This is a genomic window from Fredinandcohnia quinoae, from assembly GCF_022427965.1.
Lineage (GTDB): Bacteria > Bacillota > Bacilli > Bacillales > Bacillaceae_L > Ferdinandcohnia > Ferdinandcohnia quinoae.
Genome location: NZ_JAKTTI010000003.1, coordinates 115,947 through 142,774, shown reverse-complemented (window position 1 = coordinate 142,774; position 26,828 = coordinate 115,947). Strand labels below are relative to the sequence as shown.

Genomic DNA, 26,828 nt, shown 5'->3' with positions numbered 1-26,828 from the left:
TATGTGCTTGTACGATTTGGAATGGTTAAGGAAAAATGGCATACCACCATTACTTGACGGGATTGAATCAATGGAGCAATGGAATAAGAAACGTTCAATGATTTATCAAACATGGATTGAGTATATTGGTGAGCTTCCTCCTTGTGAAAAAAATGTATGTAGAATTGTATCGTTACAAAAGGAAAACGATCATTATCGAGTAAAAATAGAATACCATTCTGTGTATGATGATGTTGTTCCTGCTTATATTCTCGTTCCGATTATGGATGACATGGATGATTCTTTTAACAATATGGAGAGTTTCCTCTTCCAAAAGAATGTTCCAACCGAGAAGAAGCTTCCGGCTATATTAGCACTACATCCAACAAGTAATGAGGGGAAAAATGATATTTCACTTGAAGCTGGCAGGGAAAATCGAAAGTATGCACTCGAATTAGTGCAAAAAGGATATATTGTGTTAGCACCTGATACGATAACTGCGGGAGAACGTGTGAACGATGGGGCAAATTATTTTTATACAGGACCATTTTATGAAAATTACCCAAATTGGTCAGCTGTTTCGAAGATGTTGATTGATCATGTTCATGGCATCAATCTTCTATGTGACTTCGACTTTGTAAATCATGAAAGAATCGGTGTGATCGGCCATTCACTAGGTGGTTATAATGGGTATTTTCTTGCTGGAGTGGATAGACGAGTAAAAGCCGTGGTCTGTAGCTGTGGCTTTGCGACATTTGCTGAAGATCCAGAAACATATCGGTGGGGAAAGAGGGATTGGTTCTCACATATTCCAAAGCTTACCGAAGATATAGATCATGGTAAGGTTCCGTTTGAGTTCAATGAAATTGCTGCATTAGTGGCACCAACTCCCTTTTTCTTATGGATGGGCCAAACAGATCATATTTTTCCGCATTGGCAGCCTGCTGCAAACGGAGTAAGTGAACTTGCTAATTTATACAATTGGTTAGGGGAAGGGAATAAATTCACATCATATATCGGGAATACTGGTCATGATTTTCCACATGAAATACGCCAACTCGCATATGCTTTCCTTGATAAATGGCTATCCTAAATCATTTTTAGACAATCTGTTCGAAATAGTAGTTTTAATTTTACAACATTTGATATAATGAGGTCGTCAATAAGTTGTATAGGAGCTGTATACGGTGCTGAGGAAAGTAAATGATTTTGAAGAACGCTATAAAAAATTTTTAACAGAATTAAAGGATGAAATACTAACGGGTCGTATTAAACCAGGGGAATTTATCCTCCCGGAAAATACATTAAGCAAACAATACGATTTAAGTAGAGTGTCCGTTCGGAAAGTGTTAGCCCAGTTAGTCGAAGAAGGATTAATTGAAAAAATCCCTGGTAAGGGCAATCGCGTGACATTGCCACAAGAAACAACAAAACAAACACTTACTCTTGCGTGGTTCTCAGATTCATATGAGAGAGAAATTGTTGAAGAAATTATTGAAAGATTCGAGCAGTTGAACCCTTTTATTAAAATTAATCTACAGCTTTTACCTGTCACGGATTATATGTATAATGTGATGCAATTGATTGAACATGGTGCAGGTCCTGACCTTTTTATCGTTTCAGATTACCATTTTCGGGAGCTTATTGAATCAAATCGCTTAGATTTACTTGAGCAATATGTTCCAGAACATTTAAATGCCGAGAAGGATAGTTATGAGAAAGTATTTGATATGTTTGCCGTTGATGGTAAAACGATGGTCACACCTTTTGTCTTTTCTCCAGTTATGATCTGTTATAACAAAACAATGTTCCAGGAGGCAAATATTCCTGCTTCATTTCAAATGGACAATTGGAATGATTTGCTTAAAATTGCGAAGACATGCACGAAGGATATGGATGAAAATGGACTAGTAGATCAGTATGGTTTCTGTTTCTCCTCCTCATCAAATCGTTGGCCGGTATTTATTCTCCAAAATAATGGCGACTTCATGGCAGAAGATCGTTCAAAGTCTGTGATGAATTCATCTGAGAATATTGATGCATTAAGTTTCTGTGTTGACATGATGTATAAGCATAAGGTTTCACCGATTTTTTCACATGGAAGTAATGAATTAGCTGAAAATCTCTTTATGCGTGAACGGGCAGCGATGATCCTCACAACCTATTATTTTATGAATGAGTTTAGGGACCATAAAATTAAATGGGATGTCCTTCCTGTACCAGCTAAGGAAACAAAGGCAACGCTTTTATTAGGTGGGGCGCTCGGAATAAATGCAAATAGTCAAATGAAGGAAACAGCAAAAGCACTTATCGATTATATGGTTAGTACGGAAGCGCAAACGATGCTGAAGCGAAATGGCTGTACGATCCCTATTCTGCGTTTTGTTGCGGAAGATAATTATCTATTGCAGCCTGGAATCCATCCTGATAATTACAACGCATTTAAAGAAATGATGCCTTTTGCAAAAACAATTAGAGATCTTCAATTAACAACATCTGAAATAGAACTAGTCGAAAATGAATTACAGCTTCTATGGGCAAATATGGAACGAACAGGGGACGTATGTAGTCGAATCGAAAATTTACTAAATGAGAAGGTGAAGTAAAAGCCTTCGATTTAACAAAAATAGACAAGTAATTGACAGGTATCTCAAAAGAAAGGATTGATCATATGGAATACAATGGGATTGTAAAAACGATTCATCCACACCCTCGAATCTTATTGACTAAAAGTGAAATCGAAGATACGAAAAAAAGGGTCACGCAAAAAGGTGATCGCCAAGTTCTCCATTTCGATAAAATGGCAGATGAATTATATAAGCGTGCAGATTCGTATGCCACAGAAGAGAAATTCCATGTCACCTATCCTAGTATTGAGGTAACCTTAACCATCGACTTGCCTTTAACACAATTGTTACCTATTCCAGAACCAGATGGTTATGTAGATTTCCCGTATTGGACAATGTATTCAAGAGCAATTGAGGAACGAATTAAGATTCTATCATTTGCTTATGGAATGACGAATAACGAAAAGTACGCAATGAAAATTAAGGAATATGTGATTGCCTTGAGCCATTTTGAGAGATGGTATGAGTTTCCACATCGTGGTGCAGAAGGGAATTTAAGCAATGCCCATTTTATACTGGCGATGGCAATTGGCTATGATGCCATCTATCAGTACCTATCAAATGATGAAAAAAAGATCGTCCAAGAAGCTATTTTACTAAATGGTTTACACCCATTAGAAATTGATTTTCAAAACTTCAATAATCATAATATTATTGCCTCAAAGCAAGTTGCTATGTTAATTGGTTCTTTAGCGATCATGGATGAAGTTGATGTTGAGGCTTACTATACGAATTCTTATTCCTATTTATCGATGTATTTACATAATCGCCTTACGAGCCCAGAAATAGAAGGTTTATTGTATACGAATGTTGCAGCAAGACATGTATTGATGGCTGCAGACATTTTACATCGATCTACGGGAATAGATCGATTGATAAACCACCAATATTTTGAAACATTTTTACCTGATTTATTTTTCTATATGCTTGGAACAGATGAGAAAGCAAGTTTTGCTAATTTCTCTGATTCCTTTTATAGCCTTGATCTCGCCTACATCTTGGGAATGCTAGCTTACAATAACAGAAACCATGTTGCAAGCTGGTATGTCCATGAATTTACTCCTTCCAGTCCTGACATCATGATGCATATGAAAGCCGTCATACCACCTCTACCACCAGATCAATATTACAAACAAACATCAAAGATTTTTCCTAGTATTGGCTGGGCCTCATTCCGAAGTGGATGGGGTTCTAGCGACCATTTACTGGCATTTACAGCAAGTAAATCGGCTAAAGACCATAATCATTTTGACCAAAATAATTTCATACTACATGTAGCAGGTGAATGGTTACTCACAAATCCAGGTTACCAAGACTATGTCGAGGGTCCAAAAAGAGAATTTACATTAGGAACGATTGGCCATAATGCAATGTTAGTAAATGGGAATGGCCAGATTCATCGAGGAAGAAGTGAACTAACGGTTTGGCATACATCTGATCACCTTGATATTCTTGTTGGTGATGCAACAAAGCCATATGATAGCATGATTTCCTTATGGAAGAGGATGGTCCTCCATATTGATAAAACTTATTTTGTAGTAATAGACCGTGTTAAGAAAAAGTCTGAGGAAGACGAGTTAACCTTTCTCTATCATACTAACTCGAAGATCAAATCAGATTCATCATTCAAGAAGCAAGGTGATGAATGTACAGGGGACCAAATTGATATTGTTGGTGAAAAAGCTATGGTAAGTCTCTACACAGTTTATCCTCCTGAAATGACAAAGAAGGTCGCCATATATCCAGGGGCTGAAAAGTATGGTTCTTACATTGAAATCAAGCCTAAAGAAGATAGTATGGAGCAAGATGTTATTACCATTCTTTATCCGAAAATGAAGGATAAAAAGGATATGAAACTCACTTACAAGGTAGTAAAAAATGGTTCTGAATGGCAGCTTGAAATCGATAGATGTGATCAAGAAATAATAGACCATATACAAATAAATGAAAATGAAATAAAACTTCATAGTGAGAAATATATCGTAAAATATTATTTTAAGAATCCGTTGTAATCATGTAAACTATAAATAAACAAAAAATTACAATATCACATAGGGAGGATTACAACAATGGAAGTTTCAGGATGGAAAAGAAGTCTTGTATACTATGCGGATTGGGCTTTGAAACTAGTATATGTAAATATACTATGGCTATTTGGAAGTGTATTAGGATTATTTGTTACAGGGATTTTTCCGTCAACCATTGCGATGTTTGCAGTAATAAGAAAATGGCTTCAGGGTGAAGATGATTTCAGTACATTTATGTATTTTAGACAGGTATATCAAAAGGAATTTTTAGGGAGTAATCTGTATGGATATATTTGGGCTATTCTCGGCTTCATTTTGTATTTTGATTTGCAATTTTTTCGCCAGTTCACTAGTCTATGGAGCCTTTTACTTACATATTTCACTTTTATGATCGGTGTGATCTATGTATTGTGTTTATTATTTGCATTCCCTGTCTATGTTCACTTCCAACTGAGACCATTACAGTATATAAAGAATACGATTCTACTTGTTTTATCTCAGCCCATTGTTTCCGTCATCATGGCATTAGCATTCTATTTTCCATATTACCTCATGATCAAGATCCCTGGTTTACTACCATTTTTTTGTGGCAGTTTAATTGCTTTCTGTTTAATGATGATCGCAATGAAGCTGTTTAATAAATTGGAGAAAAAAGCCCAATAGATATTTAAGAAAAGAATTCTAAATATTTTTTAAACTTATTGAAAATTACGTAATAATATATTATCCTTATACTTATATACATGTCATATACATGTAATCAATACAATTAAATTGATGGAAAATCCTTACTGAAAAAGGGGGGGCAAAATGGAAATAGAGAAACAGGAACAAAAAATAACGGAATTTTACATAGAAGGACAAAAGAAACTTCGGCGAAGGATGAATTGGTCGAAAATTGGCAGGAAGATGTGGAAGGATCGCTATTTATTTTTATTGCTTCTTCCTGGCATCTTATATTTTCTTATTTATCGTTATTTACCAATGGTAGGAATTGTGATTGCGTTTAAGGATTATAGTCCGTTTAGAGGATTTGTGGATAGCCCGTGGGTAGGGTTAAAATACTTCAAATTAATATTCGAAGATTCAGAGGTTATTAGAGTAATCTGGAATACCTTACAGCTCTCATTTCTACAAATTTTCTTTGCCTTCCCAATATCGATTGTATTAGCCCTTATGCTAAATGAGTTAAGAAATCAATATTATAAAAGGTTTGTACAATCAATTGTTTATTTACCACATTTTTTATCCTGGGTTGTTGTAGTAGGGATTACAGTCATCTTTTTACGAAGTGAAGGATTGGTGAATGGATTTCTTGGGTCGATGTTTGGTACGAACACAATCCCATTTTTAACAGATCCAGCTTTATTTAAACCAATCATCATCTTGCAAGTGATTTGGAAAGAATCTGGTTGGGGAACGATTATCTTTTTGGCGGCTTTAGCGGGTGTTAATCCAAATCTATATGAAGCAGCGATAATGGATGGGGCTAATCGCTTTCGACAGATGTGGCATATTACATTACCAGCCATTAAAAGCACGATTATCATTTTGCTAATCCTACGTTTAGGCAATGTCATGGATTCTGGGTTTGAACAAATTTTCTTAATGCTAAATCCCTTTAATATGGACACAGGAAATGTGTTAGATACATTTGTGTATTTTAAAGGTATTCAACAAGCAAATTATAGCTTTGCAACCGCTGTTGGTCTTTTTAAAGGATTGGTTGGTCTCTTACTAGTTGTCGGAGCGAATCGTTTAGCTAAGAAATTTGGTGAGGAAGGCTTATATTAACTAAAAAGGGGGGCCGATATGATTAAGAGGTCAAGAGGTTCTGTTGTTTTTGATTCATTTAATAGCATCATATTACTCATCATTGCTTTAATCATGTTATTTCCATTCTTCTATGTATTTGCAGTATCCTTTTCATCGCTTAGTGACTTTTTAGAGAATGAAATCATCCTATGGCCGAAGGAATGGGTAACAGATGCTTACACATATATTTTAGGCTCTGACCAATTCATTCGTTCAATCTTTGTCACCATTTACATTACTGTAGTAGGGACAGCTGTCAATTTATTTTTCACTTCTACAATGGCGTATGCATTAACGAGATCCGTTATTGGTCAACGGACAATATTATTTTTGGTCCTATTTACATTATTATTCTCTGCAGGAATGATACCGACATATATCGTTGTCAAAGAAACGGGATTAATCAATAGTCTTTGGTCATTAATTATACCAGTTGCAATTAGTCCATTTAATCTAATTATCATGAGGCAGTTTTTTCTAAGTATTCCTGATGAGTTAAATGAAGCAGCATTAATTGATGGGGCAAATGATCTGCAAATCTTCACTAAGATTATCCTACCTCTATCTAAGCCAGCATTAGCAGCATTTGGCTTATTCTATGCTGTTAGTCATTGGAACAGTTATTTCACTGGAGTTCTATATTTAAATGATCCTGCAAAATGGCCAATCCAGGTTATTTTACGTCAAATCGTAATCGTAAATGAACCAAATGCGGCACTTGGAGGACATGAAATGATGTTAGAGGCTCTTCCACCACCTGAAACGATTCAAATGGCTGCGATTTTACTAGCAACATTGCCAATATTAGTCGTTTATCCATTCTTACAAAAACATTTTGCCAAAGGGGTGATGCTTGGTTCAGTTAAAGGATAAGCAAGTCAGAAAGTGCCCTTTGCCACTTGTTTTCGGAAATTGAAAACGCTTTAAAATAAAAAAACGGGGGGATAAACTTGAAACTTAGAAAGCTTTTGCTGATATTCGTTATTAGTATTTTGTCAATTAGTGTGATTGCTTGTACATCAAAGGATACCGGTGGAAAAGATAAAGATGGTGACAAAGATACAGCAAATATCGATCCTTTTGATCATACTGAAAAATATACAATTACTGGGATGACATTCCGTTTTGGGGATCCACCGCCATTGAAAAGTCCTGGTCTTGATATGATCAATGAAAGATTCAATATCGACTATAAGCCTGAAATCATTCCACAGGGTGACTATACGGAAAAGTCATCCGCTATTGTTGCGGGTGGAAGTATGCCAGACTTAGTTGGTTTCCAAGCAGGTGATTCTCGCTTTTATCAATGGGCGGAAGAAGGAGCATTTTTGCCACTAGATGATTACTTAAAACATTATAAAACATTAGGTGGTATTCCAGACTCTATTTATAATGCATTCAAAGTAAATGGTCATATTTATGGTATTCCAAGATATACAAATCCATATCCATTAACTCCGATTGTCCGTAAAGACTGGCTTGAGAACTTAGGTTTGGAGCTACCAACAAATTATGAAGAGCTGAAAGAAATTGCGATTGCCTTTACAAATGATGATCCAGATCAAAATGGAGAAAAAGATACGTATGGTGTAGCAATTGGAGAGAATATTAACCCGAACTTTAATATGGGAGCGTATTGGGACTTTAATTCTTGGTATCACCAAAATGATGAGGGTCAATATATTCCAGGTATTATCTCTGAAGGACGTAAGGAATTAGTTCAATTCTTTGCTGATTTATATGCAGCTAATGCGATGACTAAAGACTTTGCCGTATTAAACTGGGCAGATACGAATGGAGAATTCTATTCAGGTAAAGCTGGTATCTTCATCGGTGGTGTCTCAGGAATGTCCGAAGATTATATGAGTGGTCTACTAGATATCGATCCAGAGGCAGAATTTGTGGCAATCCCACCATTTGAAGCTCCAGACGGATCTGTTGGCTTTACAAGGGGCTCAGGTAACTCTGGTATTCTAGCATTAAATGCAAAATTGGCTGATGATCCAGGGAAAATCTATCGTGCCCTTGAGCTCGTAGACTTTGGTAAGACATATTTCGCGAAAGAAGAAAGAAATCCAGATAATGCTGACTTTGATTGGATGTGGGGGAAAGAAGGAGTTGGCTACAACATGGAGGATGGAAGTCCTGTATATGTCTCTAACTTCTCATCTGATGGATTATCACCATCCACCTATTTTCTAGACAACAGAGAACATGTTCCATCAGATGCTGCAATCAAATATGCAGATGATTATTCCTTACCTGCAATGAAAGCGCTAGTAGATTCATTACAACAAATGTTTGAATCAAATAAAATGTATGTTGATCCTGCAAATGGTGTCATCTCTCAAGTAAACCAAGAAAAAGGTACAGATTTAACTCAATTTGTAATGAATGAACAAGCAAAAATGATTGCTGGTCAACGATCTGTTTCTGACTGGGATCAACTTGTAGAAGAATACTTACAACGCGGTGGTGCTGATCTTATTAAGGAAATGAATGAAGGTATTAAGGAAAAGGGTTACACGGATAGAGTTTGGGAATAATGGATACCTGCTATTAATGGTAGTCTACTAATCCTACGTACATGTAAAAGCCTACAGAATTCATACGATGAAGTTCCGTAGGTTTTTACATATTTTGAATAGATTAATAGGGGGAAATAATTGATGCAAACCATTGAACAACTTGAAGATATTCTGACCACGCCTTCAGCAGAACTTATAGAAGATTTGAAAAAAATCGAAGGAGATATTCTTATCCTTGGTGTCGGTGGGAAAATGGGTCCTACACTAGCGAAGCTCATCCACAGAGGAATCAATAAAGCAGGTTTGAGTAAAAAGGTAATAGGAGTTTCACGTTTTTCTTCTGGCCATTTACAAGAGGAACTTAATGAATTTGGCGTTGAAACCATTGCAGCAGACTTACTTAAGGATGACGAGCTACATAAGCTTCCAAATGTAAAAAATGTCATCTATATGGCCGGAACGAAATTTGGAACGACTGGTAATGAACATTTCACTTGGGCAATGAATTCATATTTATCTGGCAGAGTCGCTGAAAAATTTGCTAGCTCACGAATCGTCGTTTTTTCAACTGGTAATGTTTATCCATTAACAAATGTATTAAATGGTACTTGTACTGAGGAGAGAGCGGTTAGCCCAATCGGTGAATATGCGCAATCATGCTTAGGGAGAGAACGAATCTTTACTCATTTCTCACATGAAAATGGCACACCAATCGTGATCTACCGCTTAAATTATGCGATTGACTTAAGATACGGTGTATTACATGAACTTGCGAAACAAGTATATGATGAAAAAACAATTGATCTAAGAATGGGGCATTTTAATGTGATTTGGCAAGGTGATGCAAATGAATATGCAGTTCGTTCTTTACTGCATTGTGATTCACCGCCACAAATCATAAATGTGACAGGTCCAGAGACTATTTCTTCAAGATGGATTGCTGAAGAATTTGCGAAGAGATTTGATAAGAAAGCATATTTTATTAATGAAGAAGAGCCAACTGCATTATTAAATAATGCTGCAAAGGCACATCAATTATTTGGTTATCCGAAAGTAACCCTACGACAAATGATTGATTGGACGGCAGAATGGATTAAAAATGATGGCGCAACCCTTAATAAGCCAACGCATTTTCAAGAAAGGGAAGGAGCCTTCTAAATGGGTAAGGAAAAATAGTGATTTAAAGGTGGTATTATCGTGGAAATCAAAATTGGGATCATTGGTTTAGATAGCTCACATGCACTTGAGTTCACGAAAATTTTACATGATCAGAACCATCCCTTTCATATAAAAGGAGCTAAAGTGACGGCTGCTCTTCCTTTTCCTGCACCAGATTTACCATTAAGCTACACACGTATAGATACATTCACTAAAGAGATTACGAAATGTAAAGAAATTCAAATAAAATCATCTATTCATGAAGTTATGGTGGACAGTGATGCGATTCTATTAACATCTGTTGATGCAAAGAATCGTTTGAAAGTGTTTAAGGAGCTTTCTTTATACAGAAAGCCTATTTTTATTGATAAACCGCTGGCACTTTCAGTTGAAGAAGTGGATGCAATGATAAGAGTGTGTGAAGAATCAGGAACACCTTTTATGAGTGCTTCTGCATTAAGATATGACACTGAACTTACGAAGGCTGTTAAACAATGTGGAACTGAAATTCAAGGTATATATGTGTACGGCCCGTTGCCGTTTGAAGAGGGGTTTCCGGGTTATTATTGGTATGGTATTCATATGGTTGAAGTGTTGATTACAGTGCTTGGGGTGAACATAAAAAAGGTGATTTGTGAAAAAAATGATCATTTTGAATGGGTGGTCGTTGAATGGGATGATGGCCGAACTGCAGCCATTAGAGGAGATCGCACTAATTTCTCCCAGTTTGGTGCACTGATACATACGAAGCAGGAAACGATACCGGTAAATATTGGGGAAGGGGTAAAACCTTTTTATGCAAGTCTACTAGAAGAGATTATTCAATTTTTTCAAACGAGGAAGAGCCCTGTTTCCATCGAGGAAATGAAAGCCGTAATCCAATTAGTTGATGCAATAAATGGAAGCCTTTATCCTAATGAAAAAAGTAATTATTAATCTATGATATTCCTCCTAGGACTATACACTTATTCCCTATTTGTCGAAAAACATATAAATTTATATAAGGGATTGGATACTTAGGAGGAGAATATGGGTAGAAAAGCAATTTGGTTTACATTTATTCTTATGACAATCTGTTTCTTAGTTGGATGCGAGAGTAATCGGGATAAAGAGTCAAGCGGAGAAGAAAATAGTTCGATTACTGTTAAAAATACAAACGAAGCAGACAAAAAGCAAAAAGAAGATTCGAAAAATAAAAAAGTTAAAGCTGATTCAACGAAAATCAAATTAAGTGGAGAGATACTAAACAAAAATGGAAAGCTTGTAGTCAAAGGGAAAAGTAATTTAATGGAAGGTACAAGTGTAAGTATTGATTGGCTTGATCGACCATTTTCAATTCGAAATCCGGTTTGCCTTCTTTGTGATAAGGTGGCGGTTGTCGATAAGAATGGGAATTTTACATATGAAATCCCTACAGATTTAAAAAGCTGGGGGCATATTTTAGTAAAGATTGAAGTTGTTGTAGGTGGATTGGGGCAGACAGAAGAGATTGAGGCTGTCTTTGGGGAACATGGAGAGAACTTAAAAGGACCTTTTGTCTCCAAACATGAAATATTAGGTGAAGAATATCAAAAAATATCTACATCCATCCTTGTATTACCTAGTGGAGAGCAGAAAGTGTATCCAATTAAAACACCAAAAAGGGAAAAGGTTCCAGATGATTATGGAAGCCCGAATGTATGGATCGAAACCGATTTAACGAATGATCATGACTATTTCTATGTAAAAGGGAAATCAAACTTATTAGAGGGAACATCTTTAACGGCTTCCTATTATTCTTCAGATGACGCTGTAATTGCACAAAATTGGGTCAGCTCGAGTGCAAATGTCGAGAGCGACGGTACGTTTTTATTACAGATTCCATACGATACGATCACAGAAAATGGCAGCATTGTGATTACGTCAAAAGGAAATCATTCACATGTATTAAAAACGAAAATGAAGGAAATATACGGAGAACAATTCGAAAAACTGAGTGGCGAGCAGATTGTTCCAAATGAAGAAGGCGGGAAGATGATTCAATTTGTCCTTCATCCGAAACCACCAATCGTTAAAGCACCGGAAAAAACCAGGCTTACGACAGATGGTGAAGAAACAAAGATTCAACTGCCTAATGACATCTTATTTGATCATGATCAAAGCGATTTGAAGCCTGATGCACAAAAAACATTAAATGAGTTGATTCAATCCTTAGAAAAATTGAAAGCAGATACTGTGATTCAAATTAATGGACATACCGATAATAATGGTGATGATCAATATAATATGACGTTATCAGAAAAAAGAGCAAAATCGGTTGACACTTATTTGCGACAAAGTGGAAAAGTTGATCATATCAAGATAAGTACAACAGGCTACGGTGAAACAATGCCGATATCATCAAATGAAACAGAGGATGGGAAAGCCAAAAACCGTCGGGTTGAGATTGTTATAAATCCGAGATAATAAACTAATGAAAAGCACCTCCTGGTACGATTGTGACGTATCAACAAAAGGAGGTGCTTTTCATTTATCAAAATGATACATAGGAGTCTATTGAAATGTAAAAACTTGTTGGCAGGAAAAATTGCCATACAATAGAAATTGGTTCCTTGTTATTAGAAAAATGAAAAATGAAATGTCATATGGTATGCTGTTGTACGTGAATATAACAAAAAAGATAAAGTGTTAAGGAAGATCGGAGAGAAGAATAATTGGGGAGTACAGTTAAAACAAAACATCAAAGCCCAAACGGTATTTACGGGGAAGATTCAGATGAAAATTTTTATTTTATAGCGGGTTACACAGATGGTGGCGAACCCTATGGCATTACTTGGGAGGAATTCGTTACTCAAGAATTGAGATTTAGGGCTGCTGTCAAAAAAGATGCCAGTAAAGCTGCTGAACTTATTCATATCGCAATTGATGATATAGCTGAGCAGCTGACGGGATACAATCGAACGAAAGATATTCGTGATACGCTCGCGGATTTCATTCGCGAAGAGAATAATCGATTAAGCTATGAAAATATCATTGTTGCAGAAATTTTAGATGAGGTAATTGGAATTGTGATTGTCTATTTGGGAGAAGATGCTCCTCGTTTGGACGAGCCTATTTTAAAAAGGTTAAGAAAGAAAATAGGGAATGAAGAGGCCTTTTTAGATAAAGAGGCTGACGAAGGGGACTTTTATATAGACACAGTATGTGTTGATGAGCGGTTTCGAGGCTACGGTATTGGAACAATGCTTCTAAAAGAAGGGGAAGCAATCGCATTACAAAGGGGTTACCCTCGGGTTTCATTAAATGTTGCACAAGACAATCCGATTGCCAAGAAGCTGTACAAGCATATCGGCTATAAGGAAGAGAAAGTCATCCAAATAAATGCACACCCTTATGATTATATGGTGAAAATCCTTTGAAATTTAACTTTATTCAGCAGAAGTCTCCACTTCTATAAGTGGAGTGATGAATGTAAATCAGTTTCCAATTCAATGGGGGTTCGACCCCCGACTGAATAATGTTAAAGCCTCCGGCGGATGCCTCAGATTTTTAAAGGAAGCTTTTCGAGCAAGCTCGAAAAAATCTGGGCGCAAATACGCCAAGGCGCATTTGATTAAACTGAAACTATTTCGCAAGCCTTACGTATTCATATAGTAAAGGAGGTTGCTCAAATGAACGATTCTATGAAAATCACAGAATGCCCAAAGTGTGGTACGAAAGAATTAGGGGTAGGGAGGCATAGTGGATATGGAGTGATGTATCCTCGAGGCAAGATGAGTATCGGTTCAGATATTGAATACATCATTTGTACGGAATGTGGATATATCATTGAAGGGTATGTAAAAAAGCCGGGGAAATTTAAGGATACACTTTTTTAGTTGTACATGCATATTATCATGAGTAAATACAAGTTACTAGAATCCACGATACGTCAGCAAGTCATTCAACATAACGTGGACAATAAGAAAAAGAATAATAAAAATAAAAACAACAACAACAAAAGCTCTGTATCCAGATATAGAGTATAAACTGCAAATGGTGTTTCTGATTTGGTAATCGCTGTAAATTAAAATATCAGATAAAGACAAAACAGTAACCGATGTAATAGTGGTTGTTGTTTTTTTTTATGTGTAAAAATATTTATACGTTCCAAATTTACCGAATAACTAGCAGAGTGAGGGTAAATTGGAATGTGTTTAACATAATGATTAGGAGCGATGAAATAAAAAAATGTATGGAAAACCTTGTCACATCGCAGGAAGTTGCCCCTTTTTTCCTTATACATCCCTATAACCTTATTGGAATGGTAGATTAATTTAGCGATGAAAGGAAAGTGGATAAAGATGGCAAAGTTTAGAATGGTACCAACTGATTTTTGGATGAATCCGGAAATTTCTGAGGAGATGTCACCAGAGGACAAGTATTTTTACTTATATCTACTAACAAATCCCCATACAACTCAATGTGGGATTTACAAAATTACGAAGAAAAAAATGGCATTTGATTTAGGCTATTCCATTGAAAGTGTTCAAGCATTAATGAATCGGTTCATCGAGCATTTCGGGTTAATTCGTTATAACCCAGAGACAAGGGAGCTCGCAATTAAGAACTGGGGGAAGTATAATCTAAAAAGAGCTGGAAAACCAATGATAAATTGTATTTTAACAGAGTTAGAGGAAGTTGAAGATCTCTCGCATATTCAATATGTGGCGGGAAATATTAGAAATGATGATATTCTTGAGATTTATAAATCCTTCTGCAAAAAGGACGTACATAATGAATTAATAGAAGACCAAAAGTTAGTTGGTGAACAAAACGAAGCATTACAACAAGAAGCACACTTGCCACAAATAGAGAATAATCCGGATGATGTCAGTGAAATTATTGAGTTTTGGGATCAGAATGGGTTTGGTTTGTCGAATATAAGTGCGAAGGATCAGCTGTTAGGTTGGTTAGAGGACTCGGAATTCATGAATCCAAAGGATGTAATTTTGAAGGCAATGGGTATAGCATGTAGTAATAATAAGCGGAAATTAAACTATGTGGTTGGGATACTGAATAACTGGGCAAACGAGTCATTAATGACTGTGGCGGAAATTGACTTGTATAACCCGGACAAGAAGCCAGATTCCGTAAAAAGCAAATTAATGAATCGAGGTAGGGACATTCCGACTGATTGTGTGCTAGATATAACGGCTGGTGAGGATTGGTGAGAATGGACATCAACCATATAGGTAAAAATATAATCCGTATAAAGAACGAAAAAGTATGCGTCTAAAGGTTTACTATTCACTCTATATTGGATAATGTCAAAATGGTAAGGTGATTATGATGTCGATTTTAAATAAGTTAGTAACACAGCTTAACCGGAATGATGAGGAACCAAATATTGAGCTTGCCCGGGAGTTAGTGAGTGACAATAATCTTGAAGGAATAAAAGAGGTCATCGAACATTTAACGGTGAAGGATAAAAAAATACAGCAAGATTGTATAAAAGTAGCCTATGAGATTGGTGAAATCAAACCAGAACTGATTAGTGAATACACCTTGCATTTCATCGACTTATTAAAAAGTCGTTACAATCGTTTAGTTTGGGGAGCAATGACAGCATTGTCTAAGATTGCTCATCTAACCTCTGAAGTGATTATGGAGCATATCGAGGTCCTTTTCTCAGCTATGAAGATAGGGTCTGTCATTACCATTGATAAAGGTGTCTTAACTTTAGCAAAAGTAGCGTCTATTAATAAGGAAAACAGTGAGCGTATTTTCCCCTTTTTATTAAATCACCTGGAAACCTGTCGATCAAAGGAGGTTCCGCAGCATTCAGAAAGTACTCTAATCGCTGTGACCGATGACAATAAAGAGGCGTTTTTACAAGTGTTAAGAAAGCGGGAACCACAACTAACTGAACCACAAGCTAAGCGTATAAAAAAGATTTATAAAATACTTGGACTATAGAAAGATGGAAAAATGATTGTAAATTAAATTTGCGAAATTCTAATGCTTCATTATAATGAAAGCTATCTACAGAGAAATAGTCCTTCCATTCCCAACTAATCGATTTCCCGCATCCGGAATCGAGAGGGTACGCTCTTATTGGAAGGGGAATCGGATTAAGCACCGATAAGATAAATAGCGGAAAAAAGTTCCCCTAATTAGCAAATAGATTTAAAAATAGTTAAAATAGCAGGAAAAATTCCGCCTATTGACTTGAAAAACATGAAAATTGGTGGATTTACTTCACATAAGCGGAAAATCTTCTCTTATTTACCCCGAAATGAGCTCCATTTTGCATTTAACGGAACAATTTCCGCTTATTTTGCTTTGCTCAATATTAGTTTGAACTTCATTAAATTATCAAGCGAGCTAAAGCAATTTGTGCTTAGCTCGCTTGAATGCTATTAAATGTTACATTTGTGGATGAAGCAGCTACTTACATTTCAAATGGTGCATCGCTTGAGTACATGTCATGGAAGAATCCCTTATATGGAATGTCATCCTCCAAACACTTTATAAGATACATTAACTCCTCGTCACATACTGGATCGATTTCGTTATTCTTCATTACCTCATACCTGTCTACGATATTTTCCATAATAGTCGCGTTAATAAATACTGGTAATTGATTTAGCATATTATCATCAATTTCAGTTTCGGACCTATAACCATCAAGAATGATAGTAAAGTAATCTTTCATAAACTCTCTACGTTTTTTAGGATCTGGATCGAATTGAATCCAGCCAACCCCTTGTGTCCAGAGATCAGCAAGGTCATACATATAATGGCCAAAACAAGAATTATCAAAATCATATACCGTAATTTGACCATTATCAAAGTCTATCGAATAATTCCCGTCATTGTAATCAAAATGGATCATACCGAAATTTGCTTTACTTCTATTGAAGCTTCTCAGCTTTTTAATAAGTTCTTTCATTTTTGTTTTAAGTAAAGGCAGATTATCGGGTATTAACTCATCGATGTAGTTTTCATGATATTTGTCGAAAAAATTATATCTACTATGAACAGGAGTATAGTCTTTTGATAATTGATGCAGCTTACCAAGAACCTTGCCGACATTGTAATAATATTCAGTTATTTCAACGCCTTCGCGGTATTGATAATGGTTTTCCACAAGCTTTTTTCCTATAGCTTTTTCAAATAGGCTGACAAAAAATGTATGGCCGTTATAGGAAATTTTTTCTAGAGTATTCCCGTTTAATGAACTGATTACATTTGAAACACTGCCACCATGATTGAATAGGTATCTTATATATTCTAATTCACCGAGATAATCCTCTAGATGCCTGTCGTTTAAGTAAGAAATCCTTAGTATTTTTGATTTTGATCCTTCTTTTTCACAAATATAAACTATATTTCGCCCTCCCTCGTGTGGGGAAATCAGTTCAATTTGATAGTCTTCCAATCCATATAATGTTGAAATGGTTGAACGCAAAAATTCATCACAGATTTTAATAGCTTCATTCCGAGTCATATTTTCCTCCTTGTTTTTAGGAGGGTTAAAGTATAGTTGCCCTCCTATTTGCTTTATGAGTAACCGATACTGTATTCTTCATAAAATCACCCTTTTGTCAAAATTAATAGTATATAAGTTTACCTTATATGAACCCATTATGTCACACTACCTACTGTACTTCCACACTAATTTATTACTTTCTCAATAAGTTTTCGTCATGTTAAAAATAAAAAGAAACGAAGCGTAGTTCGTTTTATGAATGAGCCGATTCGTTTAATTTAAATTAGAAGGAAGTGAGTTCATGAGTGAATTAGAAAAAATTAAACTCGTGAAGCCACCATTTCCCAAGCTACGATGTTTTTCTTTCAAACCTATAATGATCTAGGAGAGGATTAATTTGAAGACAAACATCGGAAACAAAACACCTAGCTTATTATTACTAATTGTATTAGTTGGCTTCCCACAAATTAGTGAAACTATTTTTAGCCCATCATTACCTTCTATTGCAGAAGCGTATTTATAAAAACTAAATGAGTAAGAATCCATTTTGATCAATCTTTTTTCAAAATGGATTCTTTTTATTTATTGTAAAATCTGGGTTTTTGTGGCATTTTGATCAAACTTTATTTTAAAGCTACAGCATGAATCTCTTTATATTTCATATTCCATTATTGGGCGCATCTCTTCTGTAAGAGTGGATTACTTATTTGTATTTTCAATATGTTGGTATTTGTAGAACCATTTGAAGTGCAGATGTGAAATGTAGTTAGTTATAAAAATAGTGATAAAACTCCAATACCAGGACCATTTTTTATATTTGATCAGCCTAGTATATTTTAAAGCGATCACTTCTAGCAAAGTTAATATTGATGGATATAAAGAGTTATATAAAATCCTTATAATAAATTTACTTTTTTCTGGGTAATGTAGATTATACAAAACACACAGAGCTGGATAAATAAAGTACTCGAATTCAAAACTTGATTTAATCCCTTTATTAAAAAAAAGGCGATAAGGATATTTTATCAGTCCTTTTTCGACTACTATTAGACCAAATAACCAAGTTAATACTTGTTTAAAAAGAAATATAACCTGTGCTTCACGTATTCTTCCTTTTGGTACAAAGCGTACTAACAAAACGCACGTAATAATCAATGCGGAAATAAGTATAGTTTTTTCTTTTTTATGTGCCATTGTGTTATCAGTCCTTATTCGGAATGATAATTAATTTTTACCAAAGCATAATTATTTATGTAAAATAAGAGAATTTTATATCGGAATTCCAATGTAAATTGTATAGTTCAACAAACGAAACTGGTTTGTTAGTTGAAGCTTAAATACTAACTGAAATTTGGATTAATACTTTTCGTACTAATTGGCTCTACATGAACATGGACATCGTGGATATTATGTTGTTTGATTAATTTATCCTCTACGTTTGTTGCTATTTCATGAGCTTTAATTATATCTAAATTATCTTCTACAAATATGACAATATCTACAATATTACTGTTTCCGTATGTTCGCCCTTTTATATTTTTTACTTCAATTACCCCATAAATATCATTGATTGTTTGTTTATACTTTTCTAGTTCTTCTTCATTAACACCATCCGTTAAAAAATGAGATGATTCACGAAAGATATCCCATCCAGTTTTACAGATTATAAAACCAACTATAATGGCAGTTAGTGGATCAAGAAATTTCATGCCAAATTGGGAACCAAAAATTCCTATAGCAGTACCAATACTTACTAGTGCATCTGACAAATTATCTTTAGCAGCTGCCATTACAGCATGGCTCTTAACCCTTTTAGCAAGACTACGATTATATTGATATACAATAAACATTATTAAAGCAGAACATATTCCAATCCACGCAGCTATTATATCTGGTGATTCTGATTTACCTATTAAAATTGCAGAAATTGCCGAATACAATACTTGAAAACCTACAAGTATCATTATCAAGGAAGCAATTAAAGATGAGACCGTTTCAGCTTTCCAGTGTCCATATGGGTGATTAGTATCAGCAGGTTTTTGGGAAATCCGTAATCCTATGAGTACGGCTATAGAAGCAACTATATCTGTAGTATTGTTTAACCCATCAGCTTTTAAAGCTTCTGACCCTGTTAAATAACCAACAGCTAATTTAAGTATCGATAAAATGATATAAACTCCAATACTTAAAATTGCACCACGTTCTCCTAACTTTAAATCTTGATATCTCTGTTCCATTTAACCACCGCCTAAATTAGCATCGATTTTTATTGTAACAAAGCAGTTTCGTGTTAGTCTACGGCAACGTTGTTGTTAAAAATCAATAAAATAGCATTGTGGAAATAGTTTTTACTTAGAGAAAAATTTTAGTAGAAAAGTGTCTTCATATTATATTTGACTTGAAAAATCTGTTTTAGAATTGAAAATAATCAAGGAATTGAGACCACAGAATTATATACCAGAATTCTGAACAGTATAGCAGTAATTTTTGTTTTTTGGATCGGATTAGCATTATGGAGAAGGAGGATATTCTAATTTGTTTACGTTTAAAAAAGGCAGTTGATTTAAGACGAGCGCAATAATGAAGTAACGAAAGCCTAATTTCTCATTGATAACACCGAGAAATTAGGTTTTTTATATGGGGATTTCTGTCATGGTGTAATGAAAAGAGAATACCCGTTAAAGTTGTGTCATAGTCTTTTACAAGAAATCAACTGTAAGAGAATACGATGGCAACGATGAGGGGGAACAATATGAAACAAAATTACCCTGTCTATCCATACATTGGATTTATGCAGCGTGTGGTGACAACACCGATTACCTTTCCTGCTCAACACCAAAATAGACAACCTGGTCTAGAATGGGCAATGAAGCCTCGTCCCATTTTTGATTATCCTGGTTATATCGGCAGCAACAAATTAAAGGGCAGAGTCGCAATTATTACGGGTGGTGATAGTGGAATCGGCCGAGCAGTCGCAGCAGCTTACGCAAAGGAAGGTGCTGATGTAATGATTGTCTATCTGAATGAGCACCGCGATGCGAAAGAGACCAAACAATATGTAGAGTCATTAGGCACCCATTGTTTGCTGCTGTCAGCTGATTTGAAGGATCCGGCTACTTCGTTGAAAGCAGTTGAACAGACGATTAGAGCATTTGGACGGTTGGATATTGTAGTGAATAATGCAGCAGTACAGCCCTACACAAATAGTATCATGGACGTTTCGAATGAACAGCTTGAACATACATTTCGAACGAACGTCTTTCCTCTGTTTTACATGACTAAAGCAGCATTGCCTTATTTACAGCCAGAAAGCTGCATAATTAACACAACCTCCAGGGTTGCATATGAAGGGGATAAAAATGTGATTGATTACTCGGCATCTAAGGGAGCAGTCATCTCCTTCACACGGACCATGGCATTGTCACTTGTTGAACGAGGTATTCGTGTGAATGCTGTCGCTCCCGGTCCGACATGGACCCCATTGACGGTAAGCACCTATCCTGCCGAGCACCAGCTCACTTTTGGAGCTGACATTCCAATGGGGCGTGCTGCACAGCCCTTTGAAATTGCTCCAGCTTATGTATACCTTGCCTCCTGTGATTCAGCCTATATGACCGGTCAAGTTCTCCATATTAATGGAGGGAAAATTCGCTACAGCTAGCTAGGTGAGGGGTATTTTGCTAAGAAATTATCGATCAAAAAAAGTGTAGAGAAAATAACCTTTTCTCTACACTTTGAATACTCGGAGACCGAGTACTTACCTTTTAAAAATCAAAATTATCTGGGTCTGGCCCTACACGAAGATGTTGATTTAATCCATCAATGATATCCATTTCTTCTTTTGTTAATTCAAAATCAAATAGATTTGCATTTTCAACAATTCGATGCTCTTTTGTTGATTTTGGAATGGTAACAACCCCATGTTGAAGATCCCAACGCAAAATAATTTGAGCGACAGATTTAGAATGCTTGTCCGCAATTCCCTGTAATACGTCATTATCTAGCAGCTGCCCTTGCATTAATGGAGACCATGCTTCAAGCTGAATACCATTGTCTTGACAAAATGCTTGCAGCTCTTTTTGAGTCAATCGTGGGTGACGTTCTACTTGATTGACCATTGGTTTTATTTCAGCATCCTTCATTAAGTCTTCCAAATGATGAATTTGGAAATTACTTACACCAATTGCTTTGACTCGGCCTTCTTTATAAAGAGTTTCTAATGCTCTCCAAGCTTCCTTATATTTTCCTTCAACCGGCCAATGAATCAAATATAAATCTAGATACTCTAAGCCAAGTTTCTTTAAGCTTGTTTCATACGCTGCAATTGTTGATTCATATCCTAAATCCGCGTTCCAAACCTTTGAAGTTACAAATAACTCTTCTCTTGAAAGACCTGTCTCTTTTAAGCCTTCTTGGATTCCTTTGCCAACACCTTCTTCATTCCCATAAATCGCTGCTGTATCGACACTGCGGTATCCATGTGTAATGGCTGTTTTTACTGCGTTCACCAATTCAGGACCTTCTTCTACCTTAAAAACACCAAGTCCAAGCCAAGGCATATTCACACCATTATGCAAAGTTGTTGTATCTTGTAAATGTTTAACCATCATCTTTAAAACCTCCAAATTTTTATGAGTTGTTACTTGCTTGATCTTTTTTTTCTAAAGCTCTGCTGAATCCAGTTAAGATTGCAGCCACTAAAACCATCAGTGCACCGATCCAAGACGTGTGGATAAGCCCGATTGAGTCTGTAATAAGACCGCCTAAATAGGATCCAATTGCAATTCCGGCGTTAAATGCAGCAATATTTATTGCCGATGCCACATCAACTGCACTAGGAACAAAGCGCTCTGCCAGCATTACAACATATACTTGTAAGCCAGGCACATTCATAAATGCAAACAGCCCCATCAAAAGAATCGTAATTAATCCTGCTATTTTAAATGGTGCTGTAAACATCAAAATAAATAAGACAACTGCTTGTACAATAAACATATAGAATAATGCACCAATTGGATTTTGATTCGACAGCTTACCTCCAATCATATTCCCAATCGCAATCGCAATTCCATAAGCTAATAAAATGATAGCGACAGTTCCTTCTTTAAAGCCAGTGATGTCTTGAAGCAGTGGTGATAAAAAGGTAAACACGACAAATGTTCCGCCATATCCTAATGCAGTAATGATGAATAATAGCAATAACCGACTATTTGTCACAAGTTTAACCTGATCGCGAAAGCTTGTTTTTGTCCCTTTGCGTAAATGAGAGGGAACAAGGATGCTATTGGCAATCAAGGCAATCACCCCAATGATAACAATGGTAATAAAGGCTGTTCTCCAACCTAGCTGCTGTCCAATAAAGGTTCCAAATGGAACACCAGTTACCGTAGCTACTGTAAGACCTGTAAACATGATTGAGATCGCGCTAGCTCTGCGATTCTCCGGAACTAAATCGGCAGCGATTGTTGATCCAATTGACATGAAGACCCCATGTGAAAATGCTGAGACCACACGTGCTACTAGCAATAACCCAATCGTCGTGGAAATAGCGGCGAGAGTATTGCCAATAATAAAGACAATCATAATCCAAAGTAGTAATGTCTTACGTGACATTCTCGATGTCAAGGATGTCAAAATAGGAGCTCCAAACGTTACCCCTAACGCATATAAAGAAACAGTTAATCCAGCCGTTGTAACTGGGACGCTTAAATCATTTGCAATAAGTGGCAGCAACCCAACACTGATAAATTCAGTTGTTCCGATTGCAAAAGCACTAACTGCTAATGCAAGCAATGCAAACGTGCTTTGCTTTTTATTTAAATTCATATGATTTCCTCCTTTTCTAAGTTGTATAAAATCGAAACTTTCTTTTTTGTGAATCATAAATTTTGAAAGAAAGTGTAGTATGAATCGGCCGGCAAATGTTATTATGGAGTATATCAGCTATAATGAAAAGTACGCACTTTAAAGTTATATAGACACCTAAAGGTAACATAGGTACTTTTTAGTACCTATAAGGAGGACAACAAACATGCAAAAGAAGAAATACAATATATCTGTTGAAGCGACATTAGAAGTAATCGGTGGAAAATGGAAATGTGTGATTCTCTGCCATCTCACTCACGGAAAAAAACGGACAAGCGAATTGAAGCGCCTTATGCCAAACATCACCCAAAAAATGCTCACCCAACAGCTTCGCGAGCTAGAAGAGGATGGTGTCATCAATCGAATCGTGTACAATCAAGTCCCACCAAAGGTAGAGTACGAACTGAGTGATTACGGACAGAGCTTAGAAGGTATCCTACACTTACTATGTGCATGGGGTGAAACACATTTAACGAGAGTATATGGAGACAAATTTTCCGTATTAGAAGAAAGTGTGTTGAATGAACAGCTAAAATGAGCGAATTTGATGTGGGCGACTGCTACTGAATAAAGTTAAATCAAATACTGTAAACCAAACCTAAACAGAAGGAAGCCCTACTGTATCCCGAAGCAAAAATATAGGTATAAAAAATTCGAGGTTTTCTCAATAGGAGGTGCTCTGTTGGAAAAACAGATAGATGAAATAAAAGCAATGATAAGGACGCTTAGAAGCAACATCAGTATAAACAGTTCAAAAAGACTTGATTTGGATAAATGTGAACGAATGATTGATAGGCTTGGTTCCTTGTCAGTGAGCTGCAAGAAATGCCAACAATATCTACTCGAAGTAAAGGATACAATCAAACAACTAGAATCGAATGCAGACCGGATAGAAAAACTTGAAATTAAACCATATAAAAAATTGATGAATGACATTATTTCTCATCTGCAAAAGGAGCATAAGTTGGTGACTGAGGGATTTTACCTTTCCATATACATGTCCGTGGGGATGAGCTTGGGGCTCGTATTTGGATTAACGATTTTTGATAATATCGCTCTTGGATTGCCAATTGGAATGTGCATTGGTATCGCTATCGGAGCTAGCTTGGATGCAGATGCTAAGAAAAAAGGCAAAATAATTTAATCTATACTCAAGACAAAGAAGCGGGAGGAACGAATCCCGCTTCTTTCATTTTTATATCGATATCCTCGTTGTTTCGGGATGGTAGTAGTTATGACCATCTATAATTTTTATCTTAATGGAATGTTAGGGAAAATGACGTTCATAGAAGGGATCTCAGATTTTCTTATAGGATTTATCATTGCATTTATACTGGACCTATTCATCGTCGGACCTAATGCTAAAAAAATAGCGTTGAAATTAACGGCTAATACTAAAAACAAGCTATATATAGTCCTAGCCATATCGTCATGTATGGTGATTGGAATGGCATTTTTTATGTCAATGTACGGTGTAATTACATCCAATTTCCACAATGGATTTAATTCTAGCTCAATATTGACAGATTATTTATCAGTGTTTGGTAAAAATTTTATATTGGCATTACCTTTGCAAATTATTATAATGGGTCCGCTTGTACGTTTTATATTTACGAAGTATATTAAATCAACTAGAAGTGAGAGTTTTGAAGAAAGTCACTAATCAGAAAGAGGCAACGAAAAACAATTTGTTTTACATTGCCTCTTTTTACCTGTATTGGTTACGTTTTATTTTATACTTTTACGTAAGAAGCTGAGGATGAAGACTAGAATAATTGCTCCGATTAATGCCGGAATAAAAAAGAATCCACCAATTACTGGCCCCCAACTTCCAAGAATGAGGGTACCGAGCCATGCCCCAATAAAACCAGCGATAATATTTCCGATAATGCCTCCTGGTACATCACGTCCAAGAATAAGCCCAGCTAGCCAGCCGATAATACCTCCGATAATTAATGTCCAAATAATTCCCATGTTCTTCACTCCTTTCAGTTATTAATTTCTTCTTATCTATGGATCTATCCAATTTTTGGAAAAGCTAGCTCGAAATATTCTCATGCAGCAGTTTATTCTAAATAGATCCCCTATATTAGGGCTTCACTTTTTTAGTAATTAAAAAATGGTTCAACTTTTTCGACTAGCGGTTATACCACTAGTAAACGTGAAGGTGGAATTTTTAATTGAAATTAAAGATGTAGAAAATGGCTTAGGAGCAATAGAAGTTATTGAACAGTTCAACCCGTAGGAATTTCATAGGGATAGTATATATATATTTCCGCACGACAAAACACGTACCAATGACTTCACACATTTTTTTGATATTCAGGATGTTGGGCCAAAGAGGGGAGAGTTCTCGATTCTTTTTCGAACACCGGGTGAAGAACTTCGTAGCAGGATTATTCGGTGGAGTCCGCTAATAGTATGCACCTTGACGTATATGAGCTATTAGTTTTACGGGCTTACTCGTAAAACTCCCTTAAAAAATCTTAAACATTACTTTATTCAGTATGGTTTTTAGCTTCAAACGAGTCGGTACACTTAATATATTTATCCCACTAAATATGTAAGTAACCCTTATCTCCAATTATTTGATAAAATAAATATAAAAATAGGCTAATTTGAAGTCGTACTCTTCAAGAATATAGGCATATAGATATTTCACGATAAATATCTAATAGATTTTAGAAATGAAAGGAAAATATTAAATGACCACAATTAAAGTAACTAATAAGACTATAAAAATGCAAGACCTTCAGGAAATGATTGATAGGACTATAAAACAAGTATGGATGAATCAAATAAAAGGAGATTATCAAAAGTATTTTCTTTTGAAGGAGGATACATTAAAGAACGCTCTATATTTTCACATCCGAAACCAGCTTACGGATACGTTATTAGAGGAAAATAATATCAGGATTTTTACCGAATTTTATTACAAAGATTCGATTGCAGATATTGTAATTGTTCAACTAAATGAGAATCCTGGGAATAAAGAGCATTTGAAGGATGATGTTGAGGCCGTTTTGGCTGTGATCGAAATTAAGTATAAGGGAGCGGGGAATGAAAAGCCCTTTGAAGATGATGTTAAGAAAATTAAACGGTATATATCGACACAACCAAACGATCAAACACAATACTATCTAGCATTTATTCATGAAATAGAATATGAGAATATTGAAGGAGATTCTTGGTTAACGGAATCTCAGAAAAAGTGGGCAAAAGGTAAGCTTACCGAGTTATCGGCGCATTATGTTGATGGTAAGGATGAATTGAAATGGCAGGTATTATCCCATAATAATATGAACTCAGAGGTTTTAGCTTAGAAGAGTGCTGACTGTTAACAAATGTCACCTGATAATGGATAGACTGTTTTCAA

Annotated in this window: 27 protein-coding genes; 21 read left to right on the top strand and 6 right to left on the bottom strand. The window is 35.9% G+C overall.

The window, feature by feature from the left end:
* Positions 1-7: 7 nt before the first annotated feature.
* From MJG50_RS04005 to MJG50_RS03940, 14 genes are all read left to right on the top strand, one after another.
* Positions 8-1,072: an alpha/beta hydrolase family protein gene (locus MJG50_RS04005; protein ID WP_240252928.1), complete on the top strand. Its 1,065-nt coding sequence runs from the start codon at positions 8-10 to the stop codon at positions 1,070-1,072.
* A 94-nt stretch (positions 1,073-1,166) separates the two neighbouring features.
* Positions 1,167-2,585: an extracellular solute-binding protein gene (locus MJG50_RS04000; protein ID WP_240252926.1), complete on the top strand. Its 1,419-nt coding sequence runs from the start codon at positions 1,167-1,169 to the stop codon at positions 2,583-2,585.
* A 32-nt stretch (positions 2,586-2,617) separates the two neighbouring features.
* Positions 2,618-4,618: a heparinase II/III domain-containing protein gene (locus MJG50_RS03995; RefSeq protein ID WP_240252922.1), complete on the top strand. Its 2,001-nt coding sequence runs from the start codon at positions 2,618-2,620 to the stop codon at positions 4,616-4,618.
* A 57-nt stretch (positions 4,619-4,675) separates the two neighbouring features.
* Positions 4,676-5,296 carry a YesL family protein gene (locus tag MJG50_RS03990; RefSeq protein ID WP_240252919.1) on the top strand — a complete coding sequence of 207 codons (621 nt, stop codon included), beginning with the start codon at positions 4,676-4,678 and terminating at the stop codon, positions 5,294-5,296.
* A 219-nt stretch (positions 5,297-5,515) separates the two neighbouring features.
* Positions 5,516-6,427, top strand: coding sequence for an ABC transporter permease (locus MJG50_RS03985; RefSeq protein ID WP_240253052.1), 912 nt, complete (start codon positions 5,516-5,518; stop codon positions 6,425-6,427).
* A gap of 18 nt (positions 6,428-6,445) precedes the next feature.
* Positions 6,446-7,321 carry a carbohydrate ABC transporter permease gene (locus tag MJG50_RS03980; RefSeq protein WP_240252917.1) on the top strand — a complete coding sequence of 292 codons (876 nt, stop codon included), beginning with the start codon at positions 6,446-6,448 and terminating at the stop codon, positions 7,319-7,321.
* 77 nt (positions 7,322-7,398) lie between these two features.
* A complete protein-coding gene (locus MJG50_RS03975; protein ID WP_240252908.1) occupies positions 7,399-8,994 on the top strand; it encodes an extracellular solute-binding protein in 1,596 nt (531 codons plus the stop codon).
* 123 nt (positions 8,995-9,117) lie between these two features.
* Positions 9,118-10,134, top strand: a complete 1,017-nt coding sequence (locus MJG50_RS03970; protein ID WP_240252906.1) for an NAD-dependent epimerase/dehydratase family protein — start codon at positions 9,118-9,120, stop codon at positions 10,132-10,134.
* Positions 10,135-10,173: 39 nt separating this feature from the next.
* Complete coding sequence (locus tag MJG50_RS03965) at positions 10,174-11,070, top strand: Gfo/Idh/MocA family oxidoreductase (RefSeq protein WP_240252905.1); 897 nt, start codon at positions 10,174-10,176, stop codon at positions 11,068-11,070.
* Positions 11,071-11,163: 93 nt separating this feature from the next.
* Positions 11,164-12,579 carry an OmpA family protein gene (locus MJG50_RS03960; protein ID WP_240252904.1) on the top strand — a complete coding sequence of 472 codons (1,416 nt, stop codon included), beginning with the start codon at positions 11,164-11,166 and terminating at the stop codon, positions 12,577-12,579.
* A 248-nt stretch (positions 12,580-12,827) separates the two neighbouring features.
* Complete coding sequence (locus MJG50_RS03955; protein WP_240252903.1) at positions 12,828-13,532, top strand: GNAT family N-acetyltransferase; 705 nt, start codon at positions 12,828-12,830, stop codon at positions 13,530-13,532.
* A gap of 252 nt (positions 13,533-13,784) precedes the next feature.
* On the top strand, positions 13,785-13,991 hold the full coding sequence (locus tag MJG50_RS03950; protein WP_240252902.1) for a transcription initiation factor TFIIIB: 207 nt from the start codon (positions 13,785-13,787) through the stop codon (positions 13,989-13,991).
* Between the two features lie 465 nt (positions 13,992-14,456).
* Complete coding sequence (locus MJG50_RS03945; RefSeq protein WP_240252901.1) at positions 14,457-15,326, top strand: DnaD domain protein; 870 nt, start codon at positions 14,457-14,459, stop codon at positions 15,324-15,326.
* 118 nt (positions 15,327-15,444) lie between these two features.
* The gene (locus tag MJG50_RS03940) at positions 15,445-16,071 is read left to right on the top strand and encodes a hypothetical protein (RefSeq protein ID WP_240252900.1); all 627 of its coding nucleotides are present in this window, start codon (positions 15,445-15,447) and stop codon (positions 16,069-16,071) included.
* 475 nt (positions 16,072-16,546) lie between these two features.
* Here MJG50_RS03940 and MJG50_RS03935 read toward each other — a convergent pair whose 3' ends face one another.
* Positions 16,547-17,605: a phosphotransferase enzyme family protein gene (locus MJG50_RS03935; protein WP_240252898.1), complete on the bottom strand. Its 1,059-nt coding sequence runs from the start codon at positions 17,603-17,605 to the stop codon at positions 16,547-16,549.
* Positions 17,606-17,984: 379 nt separating this feature from the next.
* Here MJG50_RS03935 and MJG50_RS22080 point away from each other — a divergent pair, with 379 nt between their 5' ends.
* Complete coding sequence (locus MJG50_RS22080; RefSeq protein ID WP_275695502.1) at positions 17,985-18,110, top strand: hypothetical protein; 126 nt, start codon at positions 17,985-17,987, stop codon at positions 18,108-18,110.
* A 176-nt stretch (positions 18,111-18,286) separates the two neighbouring features.
* Here MJG50_RS22080 and MJG50_RS22285 read toward each other — a convergent pair whose 3' ends face one another.
* Both MJG50_RS22285 and MJG50_RS03930 read right to left on the bottom strand, forming a co-directional pair.
* Positions 18,287-18,781 (bottom strand): CBO0543 family protein, encoded by a 495-nt coding sequence (locus MJG50_RS22285; RefSeq protein WP_345893199.1) that lies wholly within the window; start codon positions 18,779-18,781, stop codon positions 18,287-18,289.
* A gap of 146 nt (positions 18,782-18,927) precedes the next feature.
* Entirely contained in the window at positions 18,928-19,824 is an 897-nt protein-coding gene (locus MJG50_RS03930; protein WP_240252896.1) for a cation diffusion facilitator family transporter, read from the bottom strand.
* 491 nt (positions 19,825-20,315) lie between these two features.
* On the opposite strand from MJG50_RS03930, the gene MJG50_RS03925 reads away from it, so the two are divergent.
* Positions 20,316-21,248 (top strand): SDR family oxidoreductase, encoded by a 933-nt coding sequence (locus tag MJG50_RS03925; RefSeq protein ID WP_431307256.1) that lies wholly within the window; start codon positions 20,316-20,318, stop codon positions 21,246-21,248.
* Positions 21,249-21,351: 103 nt separating this feature from the next.
* Here MJG50_RS03925 and MJG50_RS03920 read toward each other — a convergent pair whose 3' ends face one another.
* Together MJG50_RS03920 and MJG50_RS03915 are read right to left on the bottom strand one after the other, a co-directional pair.
* Positions 21,352-22,194 (bottom strand): aldo/keto reductase, encoded by an 843-nt coding sequence (locus MJG50_RS03920; RefSeq protein ID WP_240253045.1) that lies wholly within the window; start codon positions 22,192-22,194, stop codon positions 21,352-21,354.
* Positions 22,195-22,216: 22 nt separating this feature from the next.
* A complete protein-coding gene (locus MJG50_RS03915) occupies positions 22,217-23,413 on the bottom strand; it encodes an MFS transporter (protein ID WP_240252894.1) in 1,197 nt (398 codons plus the stop codon).
* A gap of 205 nt (positions 23,414-23,618) precedes the next feature.
* Here MJG50_RS03915 and MJG50_RS03910 point away from each other — a divergent pair, with 205 nt between their 5' ends.
* The 3 genes from MJG50_RS03910 (at position 23,619) to MJG50_RS03900 (ending at position 25,115) form a co-directional block, all read left to right on the top strand.
* Positions 23,619-23,990: a winged helix-turn-helix transcriptional regulator gene (locus MJG50_RS03910; protein WP_240252892.1), complete on the top strand. Its 372-nt coding sequence runs from the start codon at positions 23,619-23,621 to the stop codon at positions 23,988-23,990.
* Positions 23,991-24,134: 144 nt separating this feature from the next.
* Positions 24,135-24,596 carry a glycine zipper domain-containing protein gene (locus tag MJG50_RS03905; RefSeq protein WP_240252890.1) on the top strand — a complete coding sequence of 154 codons (462 nt, stop codon included), beginning with the start codon at positions 24,135-24,137 and terminating at the stop codon, positions 24,594-24,596.
* 120 nt (positions 24,597-24,716) lie between these two features.
* Positions 24,717-25,115, top strand: a complete 399-nt coding sequence (locus tag MJG50_RS03900) for a DUF2798 domain-containing protein (protein WP_240252888.1) — start codon at positions 24,717-24,719, stop codon at positions 25,113-25,115.
* Between the two features lie 65 nt (positions 25,116-25,180).
* Here the strand turns inward: MJG50_RS03900 and MJG50_RS03895 are convergent, their stop codons facing one another.
* Positions 25,181-25,426 (bottom strand): GlsB/YeaQ/YmgE family stress response membrane protein, encoded by a 246-nt coding sequence (locus MJG50_RS03895; RefSeq protein WP_240252886.1) that lies wholly within the window; start codon positions 25,424-25,426, stop codon positions 25,181-25,183.
* Positions 25,427-25,571: 145 nt separating this feature from the next.
* Here MJG50_RS03895 and MJG50_RS22075 point away from each other — a divergent pair, with 145 nt between their 5' ends.
* Positions 25,572-25,697: a hypothetical protein gene (locus MJG50_RS22075; RefSeq protein ID WP_275695497.1), complete on the top strand. Its 126-nt coding sequence runs from the start codon at positions 25,572-25,574 to the stop codon at positions 25,695-25,697.
* A gap of 460 nt (positions 25,698-26,157) precedes the next feature.
* Entirely contained in the window at positions 26,158-26,775 is a 618-nt protein-coding gene (locus MJG50_RS03890; RefSeq protein ID WP_240252884.1) for a hypothetical protein, read from the top strand.
* Positions 26,776-26,828 lie beyond the last annotated feature (53 nt).

Excerpts from the sequence above, each read along its gene's own strand:
- MJG50_RS03980 (WP_240252917.1), top strand. The coding sequence starts at position 6,446 with ATGATTAAGAGGTCAAGAGGTTCTGTTGTTTTTGATTCATTTAATAGC.
- MJG50_RS03895 (WP_240252886.1), bottom strand. The coding sequence starts at position 25,426 with ATGGGAATTATTTGGACATTAATTATCGGAGGTATTATCGGCTGGCTA.
- MJG50_RS22075 (WP_275695497.1), top strand. The coding sequence starts at position 25,572 with ATGGTTCAACTTTTTCGACTAGCGGTTATACCACTAGTAAACGTGAAG.
- MJG50_RS03900 (WP_240252888.1), top strand. The coding sequence starts at position 24,717 with ATGTTAGGGAAAATGACGTTCATAGAAGGGATCTCAGATTTTCTTATA.
- MJG50_RS03960 (WP_240252904.1), top strand. The coding sequence starts at position 11,164 with ATGGGTAGAAAAGCAATTTGGTTTACATTTATTCTTATGACAATCTGT.
- MJG50_RS03945 (WP_240252901.1), top strand. The coding sequence starts at position 14,457 with ATGGCAAAGTTTAGAATGGTACCAACTGATTTTTGGATGAATCCGGAA.
- MJG50_RS03930 (WP_240252896.1), bottom strand. The coding sequence starts at position 19,824 with ATGGAACAGAGATATCAAGATTTAAAGTTAGGAGAACGTGGTGCAATT.
- MJG50_RS03935 (WP_240252898.1), bottom strand. The coding sequence starts at position 17,605 with ATGACTCGGAATGAAGCTATTAAAATCTGTGATGAATTTTTGCGTTCA.
- MJG50_RS03990 (WP_240252919.1), top strand. The coding sequence starts at position 4,676 with ATGGAAGTTTCAGGATGGAAAAGAAGTCTTGTATACTATGCGGATTGG.
- MJG50_RS22285 (WP_345893199.1), bottom strand. The coding sequence starts at position 18,781 with ATGGCACATAAAAAAGAAAAAACTATACTTATTTCCGCATTGATTATT.
- MJG50_RS03890 (WP_240252884.1), top strand. The coding sequence starts at position 26,158 with ATGACCACAATTAAAGTAACTAATAAGACTATAAAAATGCAAGACCTT.
- MJG50_RS03915 (WP_240252894.1), bottom strand. The coding sequence starts at position 23,413 with ATGAATTTAAATAAAAAGCAAAGCACGTTTGCATTGCTTGCATTAGCA.
- MJG50_RS03970 (WP_240252906.1), top strand. The coding sequence starts at position 9,118 with ATGCAAACCATTGAACAACTTGAAGATATTCTGACCACGCCTTCAGCA.
- MJG50_RS03920 (WP_240253045.1), bottom strand. The coding sequence starts at position 22,194 with ATGGTTAAACATTTACAAGATACAACAACTTTGCATAATGGTGTGAAT.
- MJG50_RS03925 (WP_431307256.1), top strand. The coding sequence starts at position 20,316 with ATGGCAACGATGAGGGGGAACAATATGAAACAAAATTACCCTGTCTAT.
- MJG50_RS03950 (WP_240252902.1), top strand. The coding sequence starts at position 13,785 with ATGAACGATTCTATGAAAATCACAGAATGCCCAAAGTGTGGTACGAAA.
- MJG50_RS03940 (WP_240252900.1), top strand. The coding sequence starts at position 15,445 with ATGTCGATTTTAAATAAGTTAGTAACACAGCTTAACCGGAATGATGAG.
- MJG50_RS03985 (WP_240253052.1), top strand. The coding sequence starts at position 5,516 with ATGAATTGGTCGAAAATTGGCAGGAAGATGTGGAAGGATCGCTATTTA.
- MJG50_RS03910 (WP_240252892.1), top strand. The coding sequence starts at position 23,619 with ATGCAAAAGAAGAAATACAATATATCTGTTGAAGCGACATTAGAAGTA.